The following is a 24939-nucleotide window of genomic DNA, read 5'->3' on the forward strand; positions in this document are numbered from 1 at the left end:
ATGTGTATAAGAGACAGGTGCTCGACGACGTCCTCGACGGGCCCGTCACCACGGCCGACGCCGGCGTCACGATATCTGCGGCGGCCGCCCGCGAACTCGGGATCGAGTAGCTCGGAGCCGCGGAAAATCGGTGCGTCGGCCCCCTGCCGTTGGAAGCCATTAAATACTCTCGGCTAATTCGTCGGCCTATGAGCGTCTCCGAGATACTCGAGGGAACGAACCTCACGCACCGTCAGATGGGGGCCATCATGGTCGCGTGGATCCTGCTGGTCTCGATCGTCGCCGTCGGCATGCTGCTGTACACCTCCTCGATATAGGCCGCGACGACGCCGCTGACCGCGAGCGAGCGACCCGGCGGGCGGGGCCGCGAGCGCAATCCTCTTTTAGCCGTTCGTTGTCGGTGTCGGTATGGTACGAGACAGCGACGCACACGGCGGTGAGGGCGACAGGGGGGACGGAGACGGGGGCGACGCGGAGCCGGAGCGCCGACTCGTCGGCGGGTGGGAGGGGCGTTACTACGAGGACTTCGCGGTCGGGGACGTGTACAAACACCCGTACGGGCGAACGGTGACCGAGACGGACAACGTCTGGTTCACCAACCTCTCGATGAACCTCAACCCGATGCACTTCAACGAGGCGTACGCCGCCGAGACGGAGTTCGGCGAGCGCCTCGTCGACGGCACCTTCGTCATCGCCCTGGCGGTCGGGATGAGCGTCATCGACGTGAGCGCGAACGCGACGGCGAACCTCGGCTACGACGAGATCCGCCACCATGCGCCCGTCTTCCACGGCGACACGCTGTTCGCGGAGTCGGAGGTCGTAGCGAAGCGCGAGTCCTCCTCCCGGGACCACGTCGGCATCGTCACCACGGAGCTGCGCGCGTACAACCAGAACGACGAGCTGGTGCTCTCCCTGGAGCGCACGCCGATGGTGTTGAAGCGCTCGCACGCCGAGCCGAGCGCGGCGCGGCCCACGGGCTGGCCCGAGGGGATCGGTACCCAGCCGGAGGACCTGGAGTGACGCCCGCACCCTCGGGTCCCGCGGCACCGACGCTCGACGACCCGGTGCCGGCGACGCGGCTCGGCGGCGACCTCCCGTTCGCCGCTCCCGAGGAGGCGGCCGCGCTCGTCCCCGAGACCGCGACGCTGCTCGTCTCCGGCTTCGGCGGCGTCGGCTACCCGAAGTTGGTCCCGGAGGCGCTGGCGGCGGCCGACGACGAGCGCGATCTCACGGTGGTCTCCGGCGGCGGCGTCGGCGACGAGATCGACCGCGACCTCGTCGAGTCCGGCGACATGGCGCGGCGCTACCCGTTCGTCCCAAACGAGACCTCGCGGGCGGCCGCCAACGAGGGCCGGATCCAGTTCCACGACCGCCACATCTCGCGGCTCGCCGACGAGGTGCGGTTCGGCGGGCTCCGCGCGGGCATGCGCGGCGAGACGATCGCGGTCGTCGAGGCGGTCGCGGTCGGCCCGGACTGGCTCGTCCCGTCTACCTCGATCGGGCACACGCCCGCGTACGTGGGCGTGGCCGACCGGATCGTCGTCGAGGTGAACCGCGCGCAGCCGATCGACCTCGCCCGCGTCCACGACGTCCACGTCCGCGACGACCCGCCGAACCGGCGGCCGATCCCGCTCGACGACCCGCTCGGCGAGACGGACGGCCCGGCGGTCCGGTTCGACCCCGGGAAGCTCGCCGCGGTCGTGGAGACGGACCGGGCGGACGACCCGTACGAGTTCCGCGAGGTCTCCCCGACCGACGAGGCCATCGCGGAGAACCTCGGCGCGTTCCTGAAGGCCGAACTCGACCGCAACCCGCTGCTCGCCGACGCGGTGAACCTCCAGTTCGGCGTCGGCAGCCTCGGCAACGCGCTGATGGGCGCGCTCTCGGACGTCGACTTCGGCGACCGCGACTTGGCGTACGTCGGCGAGGTCGTTCAGGACGGGCTCCTCGACATGCTCGACGCGGGCGACCTCCGAGGCGCGAGCGCCACCTCGCTGGCGCTGTCGAGCGAGGGTCAAGAGCGCCTGTTCGCGGACGTCGAGCGCTACGCCGAGGACGTGGTGTTGCGGCCGGCGGACGTCTCGAACGCCCCCGAACTGATCGACCGGTTCGGCGTCGTCGGCGTCAACAGCGCCGTCGAGGTCGACCTCTACGGCAACGTGAACGCGACCCACATCGGCGGCACCCGCGTCGTCAACGGCATCGGCGGCGGCGGCGACTTCGCGCGCAACTCCCGGCTCGGCGTCGTCGCGCTCCCCTCGACGGCGGTCGGCGGCGACGTCTCCCGGATCGTCCCGCTGACGCCGCACGTCGACCACTCGGAACACGACGCGAGCGTGATCGTCACCGAACACGGCGTCGCCGACCTCCGCGGACGCTCCCCCCGCGAGCGGGCCGAGGCGCTGACCGCGGTGGCGGACCCCTCGTTCCGCGAGGCGCTCGACGACTATCGCGCGCGAGCCGGAGCGGGCGGTGGCAACACGCCGCACCATCTCCCGTCGGCGTTCTCGTGGGACCGACCCGACACGTAGCCGAGCGGATCTCGTTTTTCCAACTCGTAAGCAGTGAAATTTCTCCCAAAGTAACTCGCTCCGTAGTACGGTTTCTCCGGCGATACCCGCTCTTTCCGTCAATTCTCGGGAGCGACGATACGCTTTTACGAGTCCACGGTATGGCTAAATCTACATGGTAGATAGTGACAAGCCGACTCGACGCGACGTGGTGAAGGGCGCGGCCGCGATGGGTGCCGTCGGACTCGCCGGCTGTTCCGGCGGCGACGGCGGCGACGGCGGTGACGGCGGCGGCGACGTGACCGTCACCATCGGCGGGACCTCGACCGGCAGTTCGACGCAGGCGGCCGGACAGGCGCTCGCCCGCGCCGCGTCCCAGCACAGCGACTTCCTGAACATCTCCGTTCAGGAGACGCAGGGCTGGACCGCGAACCTCTACGCGTACGACAACGGCGACATCCCGGCGATGGGCGTCGACAACAACTCGCTCGCGAAGGCGCTCAGCGAGGGGGGCCCGTTCGCCGACGACCCCGTCGACACGCTGCCGAATCAGGGGTTCCTGTTCACGTCGCTTCAGATCCACTGGGTCGGCCTCGACGGCAGCGGCGTCGAGTCCGTCTCCGACCTCCGCGAGGGCGGCTACACGATCTACCCGATCCAGCCCGGCTTCGGGACGCGGCTGCTCACCGAGGAGATCCTCAAGGAGGCCGGCATGTGGGAGCCGAACGAGATCCTCAACGTCGACACCGGCGACATCCCGGGGGCCGTCGAGGAGGGCCGCGTCGACGCGCTGTGCCTGTACGGCGCGAACGGCGTCAACCTCTCCGGCTGGTGTCAGAACGTCGACGTTCGCAGCGGCGGCGGCCTGAACCTGCTGGAGGTCGACGACGAGTTCCGCTCCGTCATCGAGAACAACCCCGGCGCGCTCCTCGAAGAGGTCGAGCCGTACGGGTACGAGCAGGAGGTCACCGCCTACACCGACACGATGACGACCTGGTCGCTCGCCGGCCAGTGGGCGTTCAGTCCCGACATCCCGGCCCGCGCCACCGAGGAGATCTGCCGCCTCGCGATCGAACACGAGGACACGCTCCGCGAGTCCGACCCGACGACGCTCGAGTACTCGCCCGACGCGATGACCCAGACCGTGATCCCGGAGATCGACATCCACGCCGGCGTGGCGAACTTCTTCGAGGAGAACGACGTCTGGAACGACTCCTGGAGTCGCGGCGACGAGTAGTCCCGACGACAGGCGTACAACCACCTGACCGCCCCCTTTCACCCTTTGACGGATGGCCACCAACCCCGACACTCCACCTGATCCGACCGATCCGCCGACCGACCCCGAGGTAGCAGAGGACGGCCTGCTCGCCGACGAGGAATCGCTCGACCTCGCGCCCGGCGACCGCGGCCGCAGACAGCTCTGGCTGTATCTCCTCTCGTTGCCCTTCTGGCTGGGGCTCGTCTTCGGTCCCACCGTCGTCCTGCCGGCGCTCCTGAGCGGCGGGGCAGCGGAGACGGTCGAGGCGATGACGCCGACGATCATCGCCGTCGGTGGCGCGGTCGGCGTCGGCGGTGCCGCGTTGGCGTCCTTCCGGCTCGGGTCGGACATCGAAGAGCGACTCCGGATGGTCCTTATCTGCTACTCGGTCCCGTTCTGGACGGTCGTCATGTGGTACTCGTACACCCAGCAGATGCCCCGCGGGCAGTACGCGGTCGCGTTCCTCGGCGGTATTCTGGGCCTGTACGTCCTCTCCGAACTCGACGAACCGCTGATCGAGCGCGACTGGGTCGAGACGGGGCTGCTCGTCGTCTCCGGACTGATCTCGCTCGGGACGAGCGGCTACCTCTTCCTGAACTACCAGCAGGTCGCGATCGACACCGTCGGGCGCGCGACCGAGCCCCAGATCGCGATGGCGTTCGCGTTCACGCTCGCCATCATCTACCTGACGTGGCGCTCGTTCGGGATCACGTTCCTCGCGGTCGTGCTGGTCGGTATCGGCTACGGGCTGGCCGGCCCGCAGATGCCCGGCGCGCTGGCCCACGGCGGCCTGAGCCCCTCGCGGATCCTCCGGATCCTCGTGGTGAGCGTCGACGGCTTCTACGGCTTCCTCACCCGGCTCGTGGCGGCGTGGATCGCCCTGTTCCTGCTGTACGCGGGCCTGCTGAAGGCGTACGGCGCGTTCGACCTCATCCTTCGGCTGGCGGTCCGCTCGGCGAAGTACGTCGACTCGGGGATCGCCCAGACCGCCGTCATCTCCAGCGCGGTCATCGGCTCCGTCAACGGGAGTCAGACCGCCAACGCCGGAATGACGGGCTCGTTCACGATCCCGCTGATGAAGAAGAACGGGATCAAACCGGAGACGGCCGGCGGGATCGAGGCGGTCGCCTCCACCGCCGGACAGGTGTTGCCGCCGGTGATGGGTGCCGGGGCGTTCATCATGGCGCAGCTCATCAGCGGAGCTACCTACGTCGACGTGATAATCTCGGGGTTGATCCCGGCGGCGGTCCTCGTGGTCTCGATCGCGATGGCGGTCCACTACGTGGCCGCGGCGCAGATCGACGACCCCGAGATGGACGGCCTCATCGGCGACACGATGGCGACGCAGACGGTGCTGCTGGAGGCGGTGAAGTACGGCGTCCCGCTCGTCATCCTGATCTACGTCCTCGGGGTGCTCCAGTACACGGTGATGACGGCGGCGCTGTACACCGTCATCTCCATGATCGCCTTCGGGATCGGCATCCCGCAGATCCAAGCGTTGCTCGACGGCGAGAGCAACCGCGAGGCGTTCGTCGGGACGCTCGAACAGACGGTCGACGGCTTCCGGGAGGGGGTCCTCGTCGTCGCGCCGGTGACGATCATCCTCGCGGCGATCAACGGCGTCGTCGACATCCTGATGGCAACCGGCGTGCCGACCGCCATCTCGCTCACGCTGCTCGACCTCTCGGGCGGTATCGCGATCATCGCGTTCATGCTGGCGATGATCATCTGTATCATCCTCGGGCTCGGCATGCCGACGACCGCCGCGTACACGGTCGTGGCGCTGCTCGTCGCTCCGACGCTGATCAACCAGTTCGCGGTGCCCGAGTTCGCGGGCCACTTCTTCGTGTTCTACGCCGCCATCTTGGCCGGGTTGACGCCGCCGATCGCGACCTGCGTCGCCGTCACCTGCGGCATCTCCGGCGGCGGGTTCTGGGGGAGCTGTAAGGAGGCGCTGCGCATCTCCGCGCCGCTCTTCGTCCTCCCGTTCGCGTTCGCCTACCACCCCGAACTCGTCTCCGGGACGTTCGACTACGCCTCGCTGTCCGCGGGGCTGCTCGCGATGCTCGGCTCGCTCGCAATCATCCACGGGATCAACTACCAGTTCGCGTTCGGCCGCGGGCAGACGTACGGGCTGCGGGTCGCGTTCTTCGCCGCCGGCGTGGTGGCGATGGTCCACCCGATGCAGGCGGTTCAGGTGGGGGCGCTCGCGGGCGTCCTCGCGCTGTACGTGCTCCAGACGGTGATCGGTCGGGCGAACCCGCTGGGCACCCTGCGCGGCGCGGTCGGGACGCTGTCGGGTCGGAAGCGCTAACTCCGAAATCGCTTCCACGGTCGTCTCTCGGTGTTTTTGCCCGCTTCGGCGCAGACCTCGGCCCGCCCCGAGCGCCCGCTCAGTACGACCGCGGCAGCCCGAGCACGCGCTCGCCGAGGTAGTTCAGGGCGAGCTGCTGGGTGACGGGGACGAGCCGCGTCAGCCGGGCCTCCCGGAAGTAGCGCTCCACGTCGTACTCGCGGGCGACGCCGAAGCCGCCGTGGGTCTGGACCGCGGCGTCGGCCGCCTCGAACGCGGCCTCCGCGGCGAGGTACTTCGCGACGTTCGCCTCCGCACCGGCCTCGGTGCGTTCGAGGTCGTCGAGGCGGTCGGCGGCGCTGTAGATCACCTTCTTGGCCGCGAGCAGGTCGGCGTACGCCTCGGCGAGCGGATGTTGGACCGCCTGGTTCGCGCCGATGGGGTCGCCGAACACCTCGCGCTCGTTCGCGTACTCGATCCCGCGCTCCAGGGCGACCTCGCCGAGCCCCAGACACTCGGCGGCGATGACCAGCCGCTCCTCGTTGAGCCCGTCGAGGACCTGATAGAACCCCTTCCCCTCCTCGCCGATCAGGTTCCGCGCGGGGACCCGGAGGCCGTCGAAGTACAGCTGGTAGGAGTGGACCGCCCGGCTCGCGGTCTTCGGAATCCGCTCGATCTCCAGCCCGTTGCCGTAGGCGTCCGCCAGGTCGACGAGGATCATCGAGATGCCGCGGGTGCGCTTGTCGACCTCCTCGCGGGGCGTTGTCCGCGCCATGAGCAGCAGGTAGTCGCTGTCCTCGACCCGGGAGATCCACACCTTCTCGCCGTCGATCACGTACTCGTCGCCGTCGCACTCCGCGGCGGTGCCGCCCCGCTCCGAGGCGCGCGACGCCTCGCGCCGGGCCCGCGTCTCCATCGCCGTCGAGTCGGACCCGGCGTTCGGCTCGGTGAGGCCGAACGCCTGGATCCGGGCGTCTCCGTCGGCGACGCGCGGCAGGAGGTCTTCTTTCAGCTCCTCGTCGGCGTACTTCACGATCGGCACGGAGTTGTAGATCCCGCCGTGGATCGACTGCGGGCCGGCGAAGCCGCCGCCGCTGGCGGCGATCTCTTCCATCATCACCACGGCCTCGCTCGTCGACATCCCCACGCCGCCGTACTCCTCGGGCACGAGCATCCCGAGCCAGCCGTCGTCGGCGAGCGCGTCGACGAACGCCGTCGGGTACGTCGCCGTGCGGTCGCGCTCGCGCCAGTACTCGTCGCCGAACTCGGCGCAGAGGTCCCGGATGCTGCGCCGGACGAGCGACTGCTGTTGGCTGAGCTCGACCGAGTCCCGCCAGTCTTGTGTCATGGTCTTTCATCCTAGTCGCGGCTCATAAGGATTCGTACCCGGGCGGTCCGCGCCGAGCGGTCGTCGCCCGTCGGGGCCGGCCCGGTTGCCGCGACGGGACCGCTTATACACCGTGGCGTGGTGGCTGGCGGTGAATGGACCGCTCCTACTGGCGCACCGTCTCGCTGGTGACCCTCTGGCAGGTGTCCGCGAGCATCTGTTACTACACCGTCTTCGCCGCGACGACGTTCTTCCGCGACGAGTTCGGACTCTCCCGGTTTCAGGTCGGACTCGTCGTCACGACGCTCACCCTCGGCTACGCGCTGTTCCTTTTGCCCGTGGGGGCGATAACCGACCGCGTCGGCGAGCGCAAGACGCTCTCGCTGGGGCTCGTCGGCCTCGCCGCGGGGACGGTGCTCGTCGCCGGCGCGCCCTCCTATGCGCTCCTCCTCGTCGCCGTCTTCCTGCTCGGTTCGGTGTACAGCACCGCGATGCCGGGGACGAACAAGGCAGTGTACGACAGCGTCTCCCCCGGCCGACAGAACACCGCGATGGGGATCAAACAGGTCGGCGTCACCGGCGGCAGCGGGATCAGCGCCCTGCTCGTCACCGGCCTCGCGGGCTACCTCTTCTGGCAGGCGGGCTTCCTGATCGCCGCGGGGGTCGGGTCCGTCGTCGCGGTCGCCTTCGCGGTCCTCTACCGCGGCGCGGGCGGCGGCTCGACGGACCGCCCGGACCTCCGCGGACTGGCGGGCAACCGGCCGTACGTCCTCCTCGTCGTCGCCGGGCTGTTCCTCGGCGCGGCGCTGTTCACGACGACCGGCTACACCGTCCTCTACGTCGAGGAGTCGGTCGGCTCGTCGGTCGCGTTCGCCGGCACGGTGCTGGCGATCGTCCAGCTGTTCGGGAGCGGCGGGCGGCTCCTCGGCGGCTGGCTCTCCGACCACCTCCCCGGCGAGCCGCGGACCCGGATCGGCGGCATCCTCCTCGTTCAGACGCTCGCGAGCGCGGGGCTGTTCCTCGTGGTCGCGCGGACCGCGACCGAGGCGACCGCCGCGGTCGCGTTCGCCGCGCTCGGGTTCTTCGTCCTCGGTTTCACCGGCGTCTACTACTCCGTGATGGCGACGCTGGTCCCGGCCGACCAGATGGGGAGCGCGACCGCCGGCTGTCAGGTCGCACTCACCTCCGGGGCGCTGTTCGCCCCGCCCGCGTTCGGCTACCTCGCCGACACCGCGACCTACCGCGCGAGCTGGACGCTGCTCGCCGGGATCTGTATCGTCGCCGCCGTCCTCGTCGCCGCCGTCATCCGCGCCGAGCCGCCGGTCGGCGAGACGGCGATGGCGGAGTGACGCGGCCGCGACGGAGTCGCCACCGCGCCCGCTCGGGGTCTCGGCAACCGCGGCGGCTACCCCCGAGGTTATGCGCGGACCCGACGAACCGTCGATTCGCATGGACGCGGCCGAGCGGCGGATCGTCGGGTTCACCGCCGGATCGCACGGGCTCGTCCACACCTACGAGCTGTCGATCCCGATCCTGCTGACGGTGTGGGTCGGCGAGTTCTCGACGACCGCCGCCGCGCTCGGCGTCGTCGTCACGGTCGGCTACGGGCTGTTCGGGGTCGGGGCGCTGCCCGGCGGCATCCTCGTCGACCGCTTCGGGTCGAAGCCGCTCATCCTCGCCTGCCTCGCCGGCATGGCGGGGTCGTTCCTCCTCGTGAGCCTCGCGCCGACGCTCCCCGTCCTCGCCGCGGCCGTCGCGTGCTGGGGGCTCGCGGCCAGCGTCTACCACCCCGCGGGGCTCTCGCTGCTCTCGAAGTCGGTCGACGAACGCGGGACCGCGTTCGGCTACCACGGCATCGGCGGCAATCTCGGCATCGCGCTCGGCCCGCTCGCAACCGCGGTGCTGCTCTTGGCGTTCGACTGGCGGCTGGTCACGGCCGCGCTCGCGCTCCCCGCGGTCGCCGTCGCCGCCTACGGCGTCACCGTCGACGTCGACGAGGGGGACTCCGGCGACGCGGACGCCGACGGTGCGGACGCCGCCGACGAGTCGCCGAACGGGTCGAGCGACGGCAGGAAAGGCGGGGTCTCGCTGGCGTCGATCACCGCGGACACGCGGCTCCTGATCGCCGGCGGCTTCCTGATCGTGTTCGCGTTCGTCACGTTCAGCGGGCTCTACTACCGGACGTTCCTCACCTTCCTGCCGGACCTCCTCGGCGACGTGCTCGGCGGGCTCGTCGACATCCGGATCGTCGACCCCGACAGCCCGTACGCCGACCAGTTCGACGTGGGGCGGTACCTGTACGTGGCGGTCCTCACGGTCGGCGTGTTCGGACAGTACCTCGGCGGGCGGATCGCGGACCGCGTCCCACCGGAGCGGGGGCTGACGGCGCTGATGACGATCCTGGCGGCGCTCGCGCTGCTCTTCGTCCCCGCGACCGGCGCGGTCGCCACCTTCGTCGCGGTGTCGCTCGCGCTCGGGGTCGCGCTGTTCACGGTCCAGCCGCTCTCGCAGGCGACGGTCGCGGCCTACTCGCCGAGCGAGGCGCGCGGCCTCTCGTTCGGCTACACCTACTCCGGGATCTTCGGGATCGGCGCGCTCGGCTCCACGCTGGCCGGGACGATCCTCACCCGGGCCGGTCCCCGGGAGCTGTTCGTCGTCCTCGCCGTCATCGCGGCGCTCGGCGCGCTGTCCGCGACCGCGGTGTCGCGCTTCGCGACGCGCCGCGACTGAGTCGGTTCGGGGGCGCTCGGATCCGCCGGGGGAGTTTAACAAGACCGACGTTCAACCCCGTCGCATGTACCACGTCCTGCTGCCGGTCGACGTCGAGGCGGACCGCGCGCTCTCGCAGGTCGACATCCTCGAATCGCTCCCGGCCGACGCGGCCGAGATCGAGGCCACGCTGTTACACGTGTACGAGTCCGTCGACGCGCCGGCGGACGAGGCGGGCTCGGCGATCATCGACGAGATCAACGAATCGATCGAAGCGCTCCGCGGGATCCCGGAATCGCTGGAGGCCGTCGAGGCGCGGCTCGACGAACTCGGGGTCGCCCACGACCGCGAACTCCACGCCGGCGACGCCGCGGACGCGATCCTCGCGGTGGCGGCCGAGCGCGACGTCGACTCCATCGTGCTCGGGATGCGCGAGCGCTCCCCGGTCGGCAAGGCGCTGTTCGGCAGCGTGAGCCAGTCGGTCATCCTCAACGCCGACCGCCCGGTCATCGTCGGGAAGCCGTCCGACGCGGAGTAGCGGCCCGCGTCCCGCCGCTCCTCACTCCGCGGTCGCCGCGTCCACGAGATCCGCGACTGACCGCTCGGGAAGCGACTCGACGACGGCCGCGAGGCGGTCGGCGTCGACGCCGCTCCCCGCCAGTAGACCCGCCGCCTTCTCTTCCGTCTCCGCCGCCGACAGCGGCCGCCCCGGCTCGCCGAGCGGGACGCTCACCGACGCCTCGCGCGTCTCGTCGTCCGCGGTGACGGCCACCCGAGCGCCCCACTCTTCGGGGAACCGGCGCTCGATCGCCGGGTCCGTCCCGACGCTCGTCGCGTCCATGAGCCGGTGGACCTCGGGGTCGTCCCAGCGCGGCGGTTCGTCGAGCCGACCGACCGCGCGCAGGAACGCCTCGGCGCCGGCGGTCCCCTCGGTGAGCGTCAGCGCGGCGGCGAACGGCGCGGAGAACTGACAGTCGACGAAGCCGTCCGGGCGGCGCTTCGCGTCGATCGGCTCGCCTGTGAGTCGGACGCCGGCGCTCGGGATCGCGACCTCGACGGCCTCGACCGCGCCGCGGTCGACCGCCGGCGCGATCTCGCGGAGGGCGTCGATCGCGGCGTGGAGGTACCGACAGCAGGGGTACGGCTTGCGCCCCGTCTCGGCCACCGCGTCGCGCTCGCCGATCCGGTCGACCGCGGCGGGGTTCGGCTCGTCGGAGTAGCCGGCGAAGAAGCCGTGCTCGCCCGCGAGCGGGTCGGCCGCGCCGACGAACCCGGCGAGGGCGAGGTCGGTCGCCTCGATCCCCCGGCGCGCCGCGAGCCCGGGGTGGAGCCGCTTGTTCCACGCGCCGTTCGCGAGGAACTGGAGCGAGCCGGCCGCCTGGCTCCCCGCGACCCCGAACGCGTTCCGGAGCTCGTCGGCGTCGAGGCCGCGGACCACGCCCGCGGCCGCGACCGCCCCGAAGGTCCCGCAGGTCGCGGTGACGTGGAAGCCGCGGTCGTAGTGCGCGTCCGGGCCGACCGCCTCACCGACGGTACAGGCGACGTCGTAGCCGGCCGCGACGCCCGCGCGGAAGCGGTCCGCGGGCGCCTCCTCGCCCTCCCCCTCCGCCGCCGCGAGCGCGGCCGCGATCACGGGCGCGCCGGGGTGGAGCGACGAGGGGAGGTGCGTGTCGTCGAAGTCGAGGCTGTGCGCGAGCGCCCCGTTCGCGAGCGCGGCGTCGGCCGGCGTCAGCCGCTCGCCGCTCGGGAGGAGCGTCGCGGTCTCGTCGGCGTCTGGGTCCGGGGTCGGCCCCGCGATCCGTCGGACGCCGTCGAGGATCGCCGGTGTGGAGTCGGCGTGAGTCGCGCCGCCGACCGCGACCGCGAACCAGTCGAGGAGGTGCGCCGGGAGGGCCGGCCGGTCGCCGTCGACCGACAGGCAGTGGTCGACGATGCGGTCAGTTACCATGGCCGGGGCTCGTCGCCGCCGACAATCAAGGTTCGCTCCGCGGCGGGGGCGCGCCGATCAGTCCGCGCGTTCGTCGTCCCCGTCGCCCTCGTCGAAATCGCCCTCGCTGCCCTCCTCGCCGTCGTCCGCCTCGGATTCGTGGTCGTCGTCCGCCTCGGACTCGTGGTCGTTGTCCGCCTCGGACTCGTGGTCGTCGTCACCGTCCTCGGAGTCTCTCTCTTCCGACTCGACGTCGATCGTCACGGGTCCGTTGTCGGTCGCGGTCGCGTCCGGGTCGGGCTCCGCCGTCTCGTGACCGGCGTCGCCGTCGTCGTGATCGAACTCCTCGTCCGCCATCGACTCCATCTCGCTCAGCGCGTAGCCGACGGCGTAGCCCGTCGACCCGCCGAGCAGCGCGCCGATGCCGGCCCCGACGGGACCGCCCCGAGCGCCGAGGACCGCGCCGGTGAAGCCGCCGACCGTCGCCGCGCGCTCCGCGTCGCGCTCGGGGTCGCCGGTCGGTTCGAGCGGGTCCGTTTCGTGTCGGTCCGCGTCGCCGCCGTGTTCGTGGCTGTTCATACCGATCGTTGCGGCCGCGCAGGGGTATATCTCCCGCCGACCCGCGCGCTCGCGACCCGGACGTTCGGGCGGCGGGGCGTCCGCCCGGCGGATCAGGCTGTGTGCTTCGCTTCCTCGGGGTCCTCGACGACCTCGACGCCGCGGTTGTTGACCGCGTACGGGTCGAGGCCCTGCTCTTGGAGGAACTGCTTATAGAGCCGCTCGGCCGTCTCGCCGTCCTTCTGCTTGTCGCTGGCGCGGTCGCAGAGTTCGAGGAGGGTCTCGGGCACGTCGTTCTCGTGGACGATCCAGTGGTTGATCGTGTCCGACAGCCGCCGGATGGGCGAGGTGAAGTGCCCGTAGATGTCGAAGTTGAGCGCGTGGTGGCCGCCGAACGGGTCGTTCATGTACTTCGCGCGCGGCATCACCTTCAGCACGGCGCGCTGGATCTTGTTGAGCTGGCGCTCGGGCGACTCTTCGAGGGCGGCGTTGACCGCCTTCCGCGGGTCGTCGCCCCACGCGTCGCCCGGGATGGAGACGCCGTCGAGCTCTTGGATCTCCTTGAGCGCCTCGTTCCACTGGTCGGGGGTCGGCTGCGGGTGGACGCGGTACATCGCCTCGACGCCGCGGTCCCACATCAGCGTGTGCGTCACCGCCTTGTTCGCTTTCAGCATCGACTCCTCGATGATTGTGTGCGCGCGGTCGCGCCGGGGGTTCAAGACGAGCGACCCGTCCGCCTTGCGCTGCTCGTGCATCCGGTCCGCGAGCTCGAAGGCGAGTTCGTTCTCCGCGCCGAGGGGGAGCGACGGGTCGTCGAGGCGGTTCTCGCACTCCGAGTAGGTGAGCCGCTCGTCGGAGTTGATGACCGACTTGTAGATGTCGATGTCCTCGAACGAGAGCGTCTCGTCGTCGATCTCCATCTCGACGGTGTGCGCGAGCCGGTCCTCGTTCGGGACGAGCGAGCAGACCGTCTCGGCCAGCACCGGCGGGAGCATGTGGATCGTGTAGTCGGGCAGGTAGACGGTGTTGGCGCGCTCGACCGCCTCCTCCCACATCGCGGTGTCCGGGGTGACGTAGTGGGTGACGTCGGCGATGTGGACCCACAGCCGGTAGGCGTCCTCCTCGCGCTCGATCGAGATGGCGTCGTCGAAGTCCTGCGCGTCGACCGGGTCGGTGGTCCACGTCGTGAGGTCGCGGAGGTCCTCGCGGTCGTCGATCTCGGCTTCGATCTCCTCGTAGACCCCCTCGGTCCGCGCCTCCGCCTCGCGCAGGACCTCGCTCGGGAACTCGTCGCGGATCTCGAACTCCTCGAACAGCTCCTCGCGCTTCTCGGCGAGTCGGTCCGCCAGCTCCGGCGTGATCGTCACGGGGCCCTGGTCCTCGGCGGACCCGGGCTTCGGCTCGTCGTCTGACATACCTCCACCAACGCGGGTCCGTTAGAAAGGCCTGTCGGGCGGGGTGACACGAGCGCGCGGCGGGCCGCCGAGCGCGCCGTCCCGCCCGCGCGGGCGAGCTCAGACGAACGCCGCGATCGCCGGCGACAGCGCCAGCGCGGCGACGACGAGCGCGACCGCGCCGAGGACGAGCGGGACGACCGCCCCTCCGACCAGCCCGAGCGCGGTCCGTCGCGCGCTCGCGTCCGAGACGACGAACGGCGAACCGCCCGCGATCCGCGATTTCACCTCGCCGACGGGCGCGTCCGGGAACGCCTCGCTGTCGCCGACGACCGTCACCTCGTCGCCCGGACGAAGCGCCCGCTGGACGTACCGCCGCCGGGGGTCGTCGCCGATCGTGAGCGGGCCGACCTCGTACCCAGTCTCCGTGTCGTCGACCGCGTCGACCGCGTCGATGAACCCTCGGACGCGCTCCGGCGGCTCCTCGCCGGCGTCGAGCTTGACCTTCTCGTCGACGTCGAGCGAGAACGACGCCGCGGCCGGGTCGACCCGGACGCCGGTCCCGCCGTCGTCGACCCGGAAGGGAACGCCGGCCTCGCCGCCGTCGATCGTAACCCACGACTGCCCCTTCCCCTGACTGCGAAGCTCCGAAACGTCGTACTCGACGCAGAGGCACGGGTCGCCGCCGAACGGCGCGGGCAGCGTCTCGCCGTCGACCTCGGCGGCGCGCCCGGTGACCCGTATCCGTCGTTCCGCGCCGTCGAGCTCCGCGGGACCGGTCGCGGTCGCTCGGAGGACCCTGATCGCGTCCCGAGCGCCGGCCGCGCCGTACGCGATGACGGCGAGACCGGTGACCAGCGCGGCGACGCCGATCGCCGTCGGGACCGGTTCGACGCTGTCGACGGCTGTCGAGACGGAGCTGACGACCGCGGCCGGAGTCGGAACCGCGGCTACCGGGTGGAGGGCGGACATGCGTACGGCCGGCATACCGAACCGCGACGGGTAGAATTATCGGTCGCGGTCGAAGCGGTCGGAGCGGTCGGAGCGGTCGCGGTCGGAGCGGCGTCGATCCGACCGGCCGCGGTCCGAGGGCCCTCCCGATCCGCCCTCGTCGGTGCGGTCGCCGTCGCCGCCCGTCACCGCGTCGACGTAGCGGCCGAGGAACTCCTCGTCGGTGAGTCCGTCCGCCTCGATCGAACAGATCAGCGACTCGAGCCCGTCGCGGGGCTGATGACAGAGCCCGTCGTCGCAGTCGGCACAGAGGTACTCGAACTCCTTGTCGCGCCGGCTCCAGCGGTCGCCCTCCTTGTCGTACTCGCGCGCGTCCGCCCGCAGCACGGAGTCCCCGCACGCGATACACACGACCGTCCGCCGGTCCCGACTCCCGCGGGAGCCCCACATAGGAGCCACGTCGGCCCCGGTCCACTTAGCGTTTGGTGCGCGGACGCCGTCCGTCGGACGCGCTCCGGTCGGCGACCGTCGACCGCGGCGGTCGAGGTACAGACATATTACCGTGGGCTCTCTGGTCACGCCATGACGATTCGCGAGTCCGACCTCCCGGGAGTCGGGAAGAAGTTCGAGATCGAGTTGGGCGGCGGCGAGGAGATGGTCGTCGTCATCCACAACACGGGCAAACGCGAGGTGTTCCGCCGCTCCGACCCCGACGCCGACTCCGTGAAGGCGTTCGAGTTCTCCGACGACCTCGCGCGGACGATCGGGTCGATCATCGAGGGGGCGTACTTCCAGCCGGTCGAGCCGGAGACGCAGGAGACGACGCTGCCGGGTGGGATCCTCCTGGAGTGGTACGAGCTCCCGCCCGGGTCGCCGCTCGTCGGCGAGACGTTAGAGGGCGCCGACATCGGCAACCGGACCGGGCTCGCAGTGGTCGCCATCCAGCGCGGCGACGCGGTGATCGACAGCCCGGACGCCGAGACCACGCTCCGCGAGGGCGACACGGTCATCGGCGTCGGGACGCCGGACGACTGCGCGGCCTTCGAGGAGATCCTCACCGAATGAGCGGCCGGCACGCGGCGACGGGTCGGGACCGGGCGGTCGGCTCTCACGGCGGTGACCGGTAGTGGCGCTGCTCGACGTCGGCGTCATGTTCGCCGCGGTCGCGGTCGCCGGCGGGGTCGCGACCCGCCTCGGGCAGTCCGTGATCCCCGCGTACATCCTCGCCGGGATGCTGCTCGGGGAGTTCGTTCTCGGCCGCGTCGCTCTTCCCTCGGTGGGGACCGTCTACGTCCCAGAGACGGAGTTCATCTCGCTCGGGGCGGAGCTCGGGATCGTCTTCCTCCTATTCTTCCTCGGCTTGGAGTTCAACCTCGACCGCCTGTTCGCCCGCGGCCGTCAGATCGGGACGGCGGGCACGATCGACCTCGCGAACTTCGGCGTCGGGCTGGTCCTCGGCTGGCTCGTCTTCGGCGCGCTCCTGCCGGCGTTCCTCGTCGCGGGCATCGTCTACATCTCCTCCTCGGCGGTGATCACGAAGTCGCTCATCGACCTCGGCTGGATCGCCAACGACGAGGCGGAGCCGCTGCTCGGCACGCTGGTGTACGAGGACCTGTTCATCGCCGTCTACCTCTCGGTCGCGTCGGCGCTCGTCCTCGGCGGCGGCGACGTCGTCGCGGCCGCGGTCGACGTGGGCGTCGCGCTCGCGTTCATCGCCGGCCTGCTCGCCGTCGTCCAGTTCGGCGGCCCGCTGTTCGAGCGGCTCGTCGCGACGGACAACCGGGAGTTCGTGGCGCTGCGCGCCGTGGCCGCGGTCGTGTTCGTCGCCGGCGCGGCGCTCGCGCTCGGCGTCAGCGAGGCGGTGGCGGCCTTCTTCGTCGGGATGGCCTTCTCGGCGACGGACCGGGTCCACGCGATCGAGACGATCCTCGAACCGGTCCGGGACGTCTTCGCCGCGGTGTTCTTCTTCTGGATCGGGCTCGTCACCGACCCGGCGCTGTTCGCCGACGTCGCGGCGCTCGTCGCGCTCGCGGTCGTCGTCACCACGCCGACGAAGGTCGTCACGGGCTACCTCGCCGGGCGCGCGTTCGACCTCGACGCCCGGCGCTCGACGCGGGTCGGCCTCGGCATGACCACCCGCGGGGAGTTCTCGCTGATCATCGCGACGGTCGCGGTCACCGGCGCGGACGCCGGCGCGTTCGACCCGGCGCTCGCGGCGACGATCAACGCGTTCGCGGTCGCCTACGTCCTCGTGATGGCGGTGCTAGGAACGACGCTGATGGGGTACTCCGCGCCGTTCGAGTCGCTCGCGGTCTCGTGGCTGGAGCGCGACGGAGCCGACGGCGGTGGGGTAGGGGGGTAGAATTCCGACGCTGGGGTCGTTTATTTATACGTAATCGCCGCCAGATCGACGGCGAACAGCTACAAAGCCCCCGCCCCGCACAGCACCACAACCGCGCCTCACGCCTCCCCAGCCTCGTCAGTCGCCTCCGCTTCGCTCCGGCGACCGACTCCCTCGCACGCGCTCCTCGCGGGCCGGTGGCCCGCTCGGAGACGCGCGCCGACCGCCGGTTTATAAACAGAATCGTCGCGTTCGACGCCTACTCGGTCGCGACCGGGCCGCGACCGACGACCGCCTCGACCGCTCGGACGAAGTCGCCTCGGCTCTCGAAGAGGGGGACCTCGCTCTCCGCGAGCACGTCGTCGAGCGTGCGCGGTCCCTCGGGCGTCCGGACCTCGACGTCGCCCTCCTGTTCGCGGACATCGCTGCGCGTCGCGGGCCAGGTGAGCCGCGACGCGACGCGGGCGACCGGCTCGCCGGCCACGTCCGGCCCGTCGCCGAGTCCGACGGCCGGCTCCACTTCCGCCTCCTCGTCTCCGTCGTCCGCATCGGTGTCGCTCATGCCCCGCGGTTCCGCTCGGGCGACACTAATGGTTTCGATGCCGCTCGGCCCTCCGCGGGGGACACGCCGCGGAACTCCATCCGACTGGGAGAATACACCCGAAATAATACGGTAATACTGTTATATTATATAACGGCAATCCACTAGTGGGGGTAGGCACACGACTCCCGCGTTCGCGTGTCGACGTCCGGCACGCCGATCCCGGTGTTTCTCGCTTCGTCAGGGAACCGGCCGCCGCCCTCGACGGCCGTCAGTCCCACCCGCGGTCGGTTCGATTCAGCCGCTCGCAGCCGTCCTCGGTGACCACCACGAGGTCCTCGATCCGGCAGCCGAACCGCCCGTCGAGGTAGATTCCCGGTTCGACCGAGCAGACCATCCCCGGCTCCAGCGGGCGGTCGTTGCCGGCGACGAGGTACGGCTCCTCGTGGACGTCTAGGCCCACGCCGTGACCGATCCGGTGGACGAACGCGTCGCCGTACCCCGCCGCTTCGATCACCTCGCGCGCGGCGCGGTCGACGGCGGACGCGGGGACGCCGGGCTCGACGGCCGCGACGCCGGCCGCCTGCGCCTCGCGCACGACCCCGTGGACCTCGGCGTACGCCTCGGACGGATCGCCGCCGAAGACGAGCGTCCGCGTCTGGTCGGACGGGTAGCCGTCGACGCGCGTCCCGAAGTCGAGGACGACCGGCTCGCCCGCCCGTATCTCCCGGTCGCCGTGGCCGTGGTGGGGTTTCGCGCCGTTCTCGCCCGCCGCGACGACCGTCTCGAAGCTGACGCCGCGCCCGCCGCGCTCGGCCAGCCGCTCCGCGATCCGGTCGGCGAGCGCGGCCTCGGTCATCCCGACCGCGTCCGCGCCCAGTTCGCGGAGGTCGCCGACGACCGCGTCCGCGACCGCGGCGGCCTCGCGCAGCGCCGCCAGCTCGGCCTCGTCCTTCCGGACCCGGAGGTCGGCGAGCGCCTCGCTCGCGAGCCCCCACGACGCGCCGGGGGCCGCCGCGCGGAGGTCCTGCGAGAACCGCGCCCACATGGTGTCGTCGACGAGGAGCCGCCCGGCGTCGAGCCCCCGGTCCGCGAGCAGTTCTCGCGTCGCGGCCACCGGGTCCTCGCCGTCGGCCCACGTCCGGACCTCCGCGACGGTCGTCGCCTCGCGGACCTGCGTCTCGTACAGCGCCGGCACGAGCAGCGCCGGCTCCGGGTCGGCGGCGCTCGCGGCCGGCACGACGAGGAAGAAGTGCCGCTCGCCCGGCTCCTCGGCGAAGCCGGTGAGGTACTGGAGGTTACGGCTCGGGAACGCGACCAGCCCCGCGGCGTCGACCTCGTCGAGCCGCCGCGCGGTCCGCCCGCGTCGTCGCTCGTGCGGTCGGGCGGGCTCCCCCGCGTCCCCCTCGTCCGCGTGTGCGTCGTCGGTCACGCGCCGGGGTTTGGGCTCGGTATATAAGTAGGATGGTGTTGACGGGGCAGCAAGCGACGCATAACTAGGGGTGGCCGGCGGCTACGCGATACCATGTCGACCGAAGACGCCGCGACGTTCGACTGTCCCGAGTGCGACGTGAGCGCCCCCTCGACGTCGGTCCCGTACGACTCGCTCGGCTACGTCGTCTGTCCGGTGTGCGGGTACGCGGCCACCCCGGAAGCCGAGAACCCGGCGATCGCGGACCGCTCGCCGAGCGCGAGCGACTGACCCGCGGGGACGAACAGCCGACCGGAGCCGCGTCCCCGCGACCGACTCGGAACCGCACCGCTTTAGCCGCGGGGCGCGTCCGTCCGGGTATGAGCTGGTCGCTGGAGCGCGACGACGGCACGGTCACCGAGTGGGAGCGATCTGACGGGTACGCGACCGTCAGGCTCCGCGAGCGGTCGGCCGGCGGCGTCGTCGCCCGCCTCGACGTGATGGAGCAGGCGGTCGACGAGTCGGCCTACGAGCGGGAGCGGTTCGACGACCGCGAGGCCGCCGAGGAGCGGGCGGCGGCGTGGCGCGACGCCCGCGACCTCGACGACTGAGCGCGGTTCGCCGGCCCTCGGTCACCTCACTCGATGTCGACGCCGTCGTCGAGGAACACCTGACACTCGACGGTCCGGCCCTCGGGGTCCTCGGCGAAGCACTGGTAGATGTCGTACGTCTCGTTCTCGCGCGGCGGCGTCACGACCGCGTCGCCGAGCCGCTCGCTCGCGGCGTCGACCGCGTCCCGGCCCGGGTAGACGAACGTGAGGATACCGCAGTCGTCGACCTCGTCGCGCTCGCAGAACCCGAACAGGAAGCCGTCGAACGCCAGGATCGTACAGTCCGGCTGTTCGAGTCGCACGGTCGCGTTCAGTCGGTCACGGTAGAACTCGACGACCTCGTCGCGCCGCTCCGTCGCGTGGAAGACGATTCCGGTCACGTCGGCCCGCTCGCGCGGCGACCACTTTATCGCTCCGGGTGCGTGGGCGCGTCGAACCCGCCGCGGACGAGGGGCTTCGCGACGTGTCTGCGCGCGCTCGGGGGGACCTCGTACCACCCGGTTTCGAGGTCGCGCTCGATCGGTTCCGCGACCTTCCCCGGCGCGCTCGTCCCGCAGTCGCGACACCGGTACCCCTGATCGCTCCCGGCCGACGACATCGAGCGGCCGCAGTCCGGGCAGGTCGGCACCGCGGGCGCGGTCCGGACGAGGTCGCGGACGGCGAACTTCTCCAGTTTCAGGGTGCTCTCCGGCCCGTCCGCGTCGTCTCGCACCTCGTGTTCGCCGCAGAGCGTGATCCGGTCGCCGGGGCGGAGCGCCCGCACGCGGTCGCGGAACCGGCCGGTGGGTGCGAACGCGACGGCGCGGAGTCGGTCGGCGTCCTTCTCTCCGTCGGCACCCGCTCCGGCGTCGTCGCTCGCGACGTCGACGTGGACGTGGCCCCCCCGTTTCGTCTCCGGGGCGCTCGCCACCGCGCCGGCGACCCGGTAGCCCGCGCCGTCGCGGAGGTCGCCGATCCGCCCGGGCGAGAGGTGGGCGTCGGTGCCCTGGTTCGTCAGGAACGTCGTAGCCCGTTCGACCCGCTCGCCGTCGACGGCGGCCGCCGCCGCTCGGCACTCGGCCGCGTCGTCGCCGCGGATCCCGTAGAGGATCGGGCCCGGCGCGTTCGGCACGCAGACGGCTTTCCCAGTCTCGCGGTCGACGGTGTCCCAGACCGTCGGGTACCCCTCGTCGGCGGCGGCGAAGACGCTCTCGACGTCGACCTCGCGGGGCGTCCCACAGCGGTCGAGTTCGCGGTAGGCGATGCGCTCGACTGTCCAGTCGCCGAACGCGGCCGGCGCGCCGACCGCGGCGAGCGCGCCGATCCGCCCCCGGCCGGCGACCGCGTCCGCCTCGCTCGCGCCGCCCGCCGACCCGACGGCGACGTGTCGGAACCCGCGTTCGTCGGCCAGTTCGACGGCCTCCGCGACCGAGAGGCGCTCGCGGAGCGCCCGTCGCGCGAACGCGGCCACCGCGTCGGGGATCGGCGAGCCGGTCGGGTCGAAGGGGTCGCCGGCGACGTCTACGTCCGCGACGACGACGCCGGGCGAGGTCCGCGGGTCCGCGGCCGCGGCGAACTCCGCGACCGTCTCGGCGGCGACCGACGCGGCCGCCTCCGCGTCCACCCCGGTGACGTGGAGCGCGACCGCGGCGTTCCCGCGCGTCTTGTGTTTCACGGCCGGGTTCAGGCGGACGAGCAGCCGGCGCCGGACCCGCGCCCCGGCGTCCGCGAGGCGCTCCGCGATCCGCGTCGCCACGTAGGTCGTACACATCCCGCGCTCGCGGGAGTCGGTGTCGTCGACGGCGACGATCGGCATGTCGCGGCGTTCGCGGCGGCGAGGCAAGCCCCTTTCGAGGCCGGTTGAGCCCGCTGCCGGCCGGCCGAGCCGACTCCGCGACCGGTCGAGTATATAACCGTTTCCCGCCGCGACCGCGGAAAATCGCACGCGGGCGGTGGGTTCGTCGGCGAGCCGGCGACACAACGCATATATACGGTGAGACGCTTGTTTCGGCTATGTCCCGGACTGCGCTCATCGGGAACGTCACCGCGATGCTGGAGGACGCAGGGTTCCTCGTCAGCGACCGGTGTGCGGTCCGGCCCAAGAGCTTCGACGTGGCGGCCCGCCGCGACGAGGACCTGCTCCTCCTGAAGATCCTCGGCAACGTCGACGCCCTCGACGCGGAGACCGGCGCGGAGATGCGCCGGCTCGGCGAGTACCTCAGGGGGACGCCGATGGTGATCGGGATCCGCACCCGCGACGAGGAGCTGAAGCCCGGTGTCGTCTACTTCCGACACGGCGTCCCGGTGATCAACCCGGACACCGCCTACGACCTGTTCGTCGAGGGGATGCCGCCGCTCATCTACGCCGCCCCCGGCGGGCTGTACGTCAGCCTCGACGGGGACCTCCTCGCCGACGAGCGCGAGGAGCGCGGCTGGTCGCTCGGCCGCCTCGCGAACGAACTGGGCGTCTCTCGTCGCACCGTCTCGAAGTACGAGGACGGGATGAACGCCTCCATCGAGGTGGCGATCCAGCTGGAGGAGCTGTTCGACCAGCCCTTCTCCAGTCCGGTCGACGTGCTCGACGGCGCGGACGACGTCCGCGACTCGGAGCCGACGCCGTCGGCACCCGCGGCCGACCCCGACGACGAACACGTCCTCCACGTGCTCACGAGCGCCGGCTTCACCGTCCATCCGACCGCCCGCGCCCCGTTCAAGGCGGTCTCCGAGGACGAGGACAGCCCCGCGACGCGCGTGCTCACCGGCCACTCGGCGTTCACGGCCGCGGCCGAGAAGCGCGCCCGGATCATGTCGTCCATCGGCGAAGTGGCTCAGACCCGCTCGGTGTACTTCACCGAGGAGGACGAGAAGCGCGAGTCCGTCGACGGGACCGCGCTGGTCTCCTGCGAGGAGCTCGCAGCGGTCACCGACCCCGAGGAGATCCGCGAGCTGATCCGCGACCGCGCCCGCGCCCCCTCCGAGGCCTGACGGGTCACCGCGCTCCGATCAGCGACCGAGCAACCGACTGAAGAACCCGCCGTCGCCCCCCTCTTCCTCGTCGTCAGCGGACGACGCCGAGGCGTCGTCCGTCGTCTTCTCGTCGGCGTCGCCGTCGGGTTCGCTCTTTTCCTCCGACAGCACGGTGTTCATCGTCCCGGTGTCGTCGTCGCGGAACGGGATGCTCCCCGCGAGTTCGTCGTCGATGTCGCCTCCCTCCGCCGAGTCGGCACCCGCGGTGCCCTCGCTGTCCGGCCCGTCGCGTTCGGTCGCCGCCTCGCGCGCCGTCTCGTCCGCGTCGGGGATCGCGTCCGACTCATCCTCCGTCGCGGCGTCCAGGCCGGTGGCCTCGAGCTCAGCGGCCGCTCTCCCTCCGGCCATGGACTCGTCACCGGCGTCGGGTCCGTCGGCCTCGTCGCCGCTCGCCGCATCGCCGACGGCCTCGTGAGTCGGTTCGTCGTTCCCGACTGACGCTTCCGGCTCGCCGCCGGCGTCGCGTGTGCCCTCGTCCGTGTCGTCGCCCACGTCTTCGTCCGTGTCGTCGCCCACGTCTTCGCCCGTGTCGTCGTCCGCGACGTCGCCCGTGTCGTCGTCCGCGACGTCGCCCGCCGGTTCGCTCTCGCTCGCGACGATGATGTCGTCGCCGTCGCCCGGTTCGGCCACGCCGCTCGCGTCGGGGTCCGCGACGATGATGTCCTCGTCCGTTTTCTCGACGGCGTCGTCCCGCTCGCTCCCCTCCGCCGTGTCGCCGTCGTCTGCGTCGTCCGTCGGGGTCGGCCCCTCGTCGACGATCACGGCGTCGTCGTCCGTCGCGGTCGGTCCGTCGTCGGATTCCGCGTCGTCAGCTCCCGGGTCGTCCGCCCCGGCCCCGCCCGCGGCGTCGGCCGCGGGTCCGTCGAGTCCCGCGCCGTCGACCTCCGCCCCGGTCAGAGCCCGAGCGAGGTCGCGGTACGCCCGCGTCGCCGGCGCGTCCGGTGCGACGGCCGCCAGGGGACCGTTCGCGGCGGCGGCCCGAGCCACCGCCTCGTCCTCCGGGATCCGGGCGAGGACGGGAGCGTCCAGTAGGGCCGTGACGACCTCGTCGGTGTCCGCCGTCACGCGGGTGATCGCCGCCCCGGCGACGGTCCCGCCGAGGCGCTCCGTCAGCTGCCGCGTCTTCTCCGTGTCGCCGAGGGCGCTCCGTTCCGGCGTCGAGACGAGGAGCGTCTCGTCGGCGATCGCGAGCGGTAGCGTGGAGTCGTGCGACAGCCCCGCGCCCGCGTCGATGAACACGTAGTCGGCGTCGGCGAACGCCTCGACGACCCCCCCGAGCCCGGAGGGGTCCGCGACCGCGTACGCGTCGAGGTCGGCCGCCCCCGGCACGACCCGGAGCCCGGACGGCCCCTCGCGGACCGCCGCCTCGGGCTCCGCCTCGCCGGCGAGGACGTCGTGGAGGGTGGTCTCGCCGGGCGTCACCCCGACGGCGCCAGCGAGGTTCGCCATGCCGAGATCGGCGTCGATCGCGACGACGTCGGCTCCCGAGTCCGCCAGGATCGTCGCCACCGCCGCGGTCGTGGTGGTCTTCCCGACCCCACCTTTCGCCGACGCGACCGCATACACCGTTGCCATACGGTGACGGTCCGGCGACTGCTACTTAAATGTAGGCGGCGGCGACCGGATCCGCGTCGCGGTTCGGTCCGAAATCCCCCCGGAACGGCCCCGAGATCCGCGCGTAACCCCGCAGGTTTTCGCAAACACCTTATACATCGCTAGTAGAGTTTCAGGCGATTAGTAGCATGGCGAGACCAGAGGTGCTCAACTCCATCAAGGAGGCCGAACGGGAGGCGGACGAGATCATCGCGGACGCTGAATCGGACGCCGAAGAGCGCCTCGCCGAGGCTCGAGAGCGCGCGGACGAGATCCGCGCCGAGGCCGAGGAGGAGGCGGAGTCCGAGGCCCAAGACCGGCTCGAAACGGCCCGAGCGGAGATCGAGGAGCGGCGCGAGGAGATCCTCGAATCGGGGCGTGCCGACCGCGACGAGCTCGAACGCGAGGCCCGCGACCGGGTGGAATCGGCCGTCGACTACGCCGTCGAGCGGTTCGAAGCGGCGGTCCACGATCAGGCCGAGGAGGCGGTGGATGCTCAGGCCTGAGCA

The 24939-nt window shown here is 71.5% G+C and carries 25 protein-coding genes; 14 read left to right on the top strand and 11 right to left on the bottom strand.

Annotation, left to right across the window (positions count from 1 at the left end):
• The first annotated feature begins 188 nt into the window (after positions 1-188).
• From C464_RS19815 to C464_RS01005, 5 genes are all read left to right on the top strand, one after another.
• Positions 189-317, top strand: a complete 129-nt coding sequence (locus tag C464_RS19815) for a hypothetical protein (RefSeq protein WP_006111608.1) — start codon at positions 189-191, stop codon at positions 315-317.
• Between the two features lie 91 nt (positions 318-408).
• Positions 409-1020, top strand: coding sequence for a MaoC family dehydratase (locus C464_RS00990; protein WP_006111609.1), 612 nt, complete (start codon positions 409-411; stop codon positions 1018-1020).
• Entirely contained in the window at positions 1017-2531 is a 1515-nt protein-coding gene (locus C464_RS00995) for an acetyl-CoA hydrolase/transferase C-terminal domain-containing protein (protein ID WP_006111610.1), read from the top strand. The genes C464_RS00990 and C464_RS00995 overlap by 4 nt, the downstream gene beginning before the upstream one ends.
• A gap of 190 nt (positions 2532-2721) precedes the next feature.
• On the top strand, positions 2722-3747 hold the full coding sequence (locus C464_RS01000) for a TAXI family TRAP transporter solute-binding subunit (RefSeq protein WP_049910747.1): 1026 nt from the start codon (positions 2722-2724) through the stop codon (positions 3745-3747).
• Positions 3748-3799: 52 nt separating this feature from the next.
• Positions 3800-6082 (top strand): TRAP transporter permease, encoded by a 2283-nt coding sequence (locus tag C464_RS01005; protein WP_006111612.1) that lies wholly within the window; start codon positions 3800-3802, stop codon positions 6080-6082.
• A gap of 79 nt (positions 6083-6161) precedes the next feature.
• On the opposite strand, the gene C464_RS01010 is transcribed toward C464_RS01005, so the two are convergent.
• Complete coding sequence (locus C464_RS01010; protein ID WP_006111613.1) at positions 6162-7409, bottom strand: acyl-CoA dehydrogenase family protein; 1248 nt, start codon at positions 7407-7409, stop codon at positions 6162-6164.
• A gap of 134 nt (positions 7410-7543) precedes the next feature.
• Between C464_RS01010 and C464_RS01015 the strand changes: the two genes are divergently transcribed.
• The 3 genes from C464_RS01015 to C464_RS01025 all read left to right on the top strand — a co-directional run bounded on the left by C464_RS01015 (position 7544) and on the right by C464_RS01025 (position 10635).
• Complete coding sequence (locus C464_RS01015) at positions 7544-8737, top strand: MFS transporter (protein ID WP_006111614.1); 1194 nt, start codon at positions 7544-7546, stop codon at positions 8735-8737.
• A 100-nt stretch (positions 8738-8837) separates the two neighbouring features.
• Positions 8838-10118 (top strand): MFS transporter, encoded by a 1281-nt coding sequence (locus C464_RS01020; protein WP_049910740.1) that lies wholly within the window; start codon positions 8838-8840, stop codon positions 10116-10118.
• 64 nt (positions 10119-10182) lie between these two features.
• Positions 10183-10635: a universal stress protein gene (locus C464_RS01025; protein WP_006111616.1), complete on the top strand. Its 453-nt coding sequence runs from the start codon at positions 10183-10185 to the stop codon at positions 10633-10635.
• A gap of 21 nt (positions 10636-10656) precedes the next feature.
• On the opposite strand, the gene C464_RS01030 is transcribed toward C464_RS01025, so the two are convergent.
• From C464_RS01030 to C464_RS01050, 5 genes are all read right to left on the bottom strand, one after another.
• On the bottom strand, positions 10657-12045 hold the full coding sequence (locus tag C464_RS01030) for an MmgE/PrpD family protein (RefSeq protein ID WP_006111617.1): 1389 nt from the start codon (positions 12043-12045) through the stop codon (positions 10657-10659).
• A 57-nt stretch (positions 12046-12102) separates the two neighbouring features.
• Complete coding sequence (locus C464_RS01035) at positions 12103-12603, bottom strand: hypothetical protein (RefSeq protein ID WP_006111618.1); 501 nt, start codon at positions 12601-12603, stop codon at positions 12103-12105.
• 92 nt (positions 12604-12695) lie between these two features.
• Complete coding sequence (locus C464_RS01040; protein WP_006111619.1) at positions 12696-13997, bottom strand: ribonuclease catalytic domain-containing protein; 1302 nt, start codon at positions 13995-13997, stop codon at positions 12696-12698.
• A gap of 99 nt (positions 13998-14096) precedes the next feature.
• Positions 14097-14948, bottom strand: coding sequence for a GIDE domain-containing protein (locus C464_RS01045; RefSeq protein ID WP_006111620.1), 852 nt, complete (start codon positions 14946-14948; stop codon positions 14097-14099).
• A gap of 36 nt (positions 14949-14984) precedes the next feature.
• Positions 14985-15377: a DUF7562 family protein gene (locus tag C464_RS01050; protein ID WP_006111621.1), complete on the bottom strand. Its 393-nt coding sequence runs from the start codon at positions 15375-15377 to the stop codon at positions 14985-14987.
• A gap of 132 nt (positions 15378-15509) precedes the next feature.
• On the opposite strand from C464_RS01050, the gene C464_RS01055 reads away from it, so the two are divergent.
• Positions 15510-15992, top strand: a complete 483-nt coding sequence (locus C464_RS01055; RefSeq protein ID WP_006111622.1) for a cation:proton antiporter regulatory subunit — start codon at positions 15510-15512, stop codon at positions 15990-15992.
• A gap of 61 nt (positions 15993-16053) precedes the next feature.
• Complete coding sequence (locus C464_RS01060; protein ID WP_006111623.1) at positions 16054-17289, top strand: cation:proton antiporter; 1236 nt, start codon at positions 16054-16056, stop codon at positions 17287-17289.
• A 238-nt stretch (positions 17290-17527) separates the two neighbouring features.
• On the opposite strand, the gene C464_RS01065 is transcribed toward C464_RS01060, so the two are convergent.
• Positions 17528-17830 (bottom strand): DUF5789 family protein, encoded by a 303-nt coding sequence (locus C464_RS01065; RefSeq protein WP_006111624.1) that lies wholly within the window; start codon positions 17828-17830, stop codon positions 17528-17530.
• Between the two features lie 250 nt (positions 17831-18080).
• Positions 18081-19241, bottom strand: a complete 1161-nt coding sequence (locus C464_RS01070; RefSeq protein ID WP_006111625.1) for an aminopeptidase P family protein — start codon at positions 19239-19241, stop codon at positions 18081-18083.
• A 93-nt stretch (positions 19242-19334) separates the two neighbouring features.
• Between C464_RS01070 and C464_RS19085 the strand changes: the two genes are divergently transcribed.
• Both C464_RS19085 and C464_RS01075 read left to right on the top strand, forming a co-directional pair.
• Positions 19335-19511, top strand: a complete 177-nt coding sequence (locus C464_RS19085; RefSeq protein WP_006111626.1) for a hypothetical protein — start codon at positions 19335-19337, stop codon at positions 19509-19511.
• An 89-nt stretch (positions 19512-19600) separates the two neighbouring features.
• Positions 19601-19831 (top strand): DUF7543 family protein, encoded by a 231-nt coding sequence (locus C464_RS01075; RefSeq protein WP_006111627.1) that lies wholly within the window; start codon positions 19601-19603, stop codon positions 19829-19831.
• 26 nt (positions 19832-19857) lie between these two features.
• Here C464_RS01075 and C464_RS01080 read toward each other — a convergent pair whose 3' ends face one another.
• Both C464_RS01080 and C464_RS01085 read right to left on the bottom strand, forming a co-directional pair.
• Positions 19858-20211: a VOC family protein gene (locus C464_RS01080; protein ID WP_006111628.1), complete on the bottom strand. Its 354-nt coding sequence runs from the start codon at positions 20209-20211 to the stop codon at positions 19858-19860.
• Positions 20212-20237: 26 nt separating this feature from the next.
• The gene (locus tag C464_RS01085) at positions 20238-21626 is read right to left on the bottom strand and encodes a tRNA(Ile)(2)-agmatinylcytidine synthase (protein ID WP_006111629.1); all 1389 of its coding nucleotides are present in this window, start codon (positions 21624-21626) and stop codon (positions 20238-20240) included.
• 197 nt (positions 21627-21823) lie between these two features.
• Between C464_RS01085 and C464_RS01090 the strand changes: the two genes are divergently transcribed.
• A complete protein-coding gene (locus C464_RS01090) occupies positions 21824-22795 on the top strand; it encodes a transcriptional regulator (RefSeq protein WP_006111630.1) in 972 nt (323 codons plus the stop codon).
• 18 nt (positions 22796-22813) lie between these two features.
• Here C464_RS01090 and C464_RS01095 read toward each other — a convergent pair whose 3' ends face one another.
• Complete coding sequence (locus C464_RS01095; protein ID WP_006111631.1) at positions 22814-24412, bottom strand: nucleotide-binding protein; 1599 nt, start codon at positions 24410-24412, stop codon at positions 22814-22816.
• A 167-nt stretch (positions 24413-24579) separates the two neighbouring features.
• Between C464_RS01095 and ahaH the strand changes: the two genes are divergently transcribed.
• Positions 24580-24936, top strand: coding sequence for an ATP synthase archaeal subunit H (ahaH, locus tag C464_RS01100; RefSeq protein ID WP_049910741.1), 357 nt, complete (start codon positions 24580-24582; stop codon positions 24934-24936).
• The last annotated feature ends 3 nt before the right edge of the window (positions 24937-24939 follow it).

The organism is Halorubrum coriense DSM 10284 (assembly GCF_000337035.1).
Lineage (GTDB): Archaea > Halobacteriota > Halobacteria > Halobacteriales > Haloferacaceae > Halorubrum > Halorubrum coriense.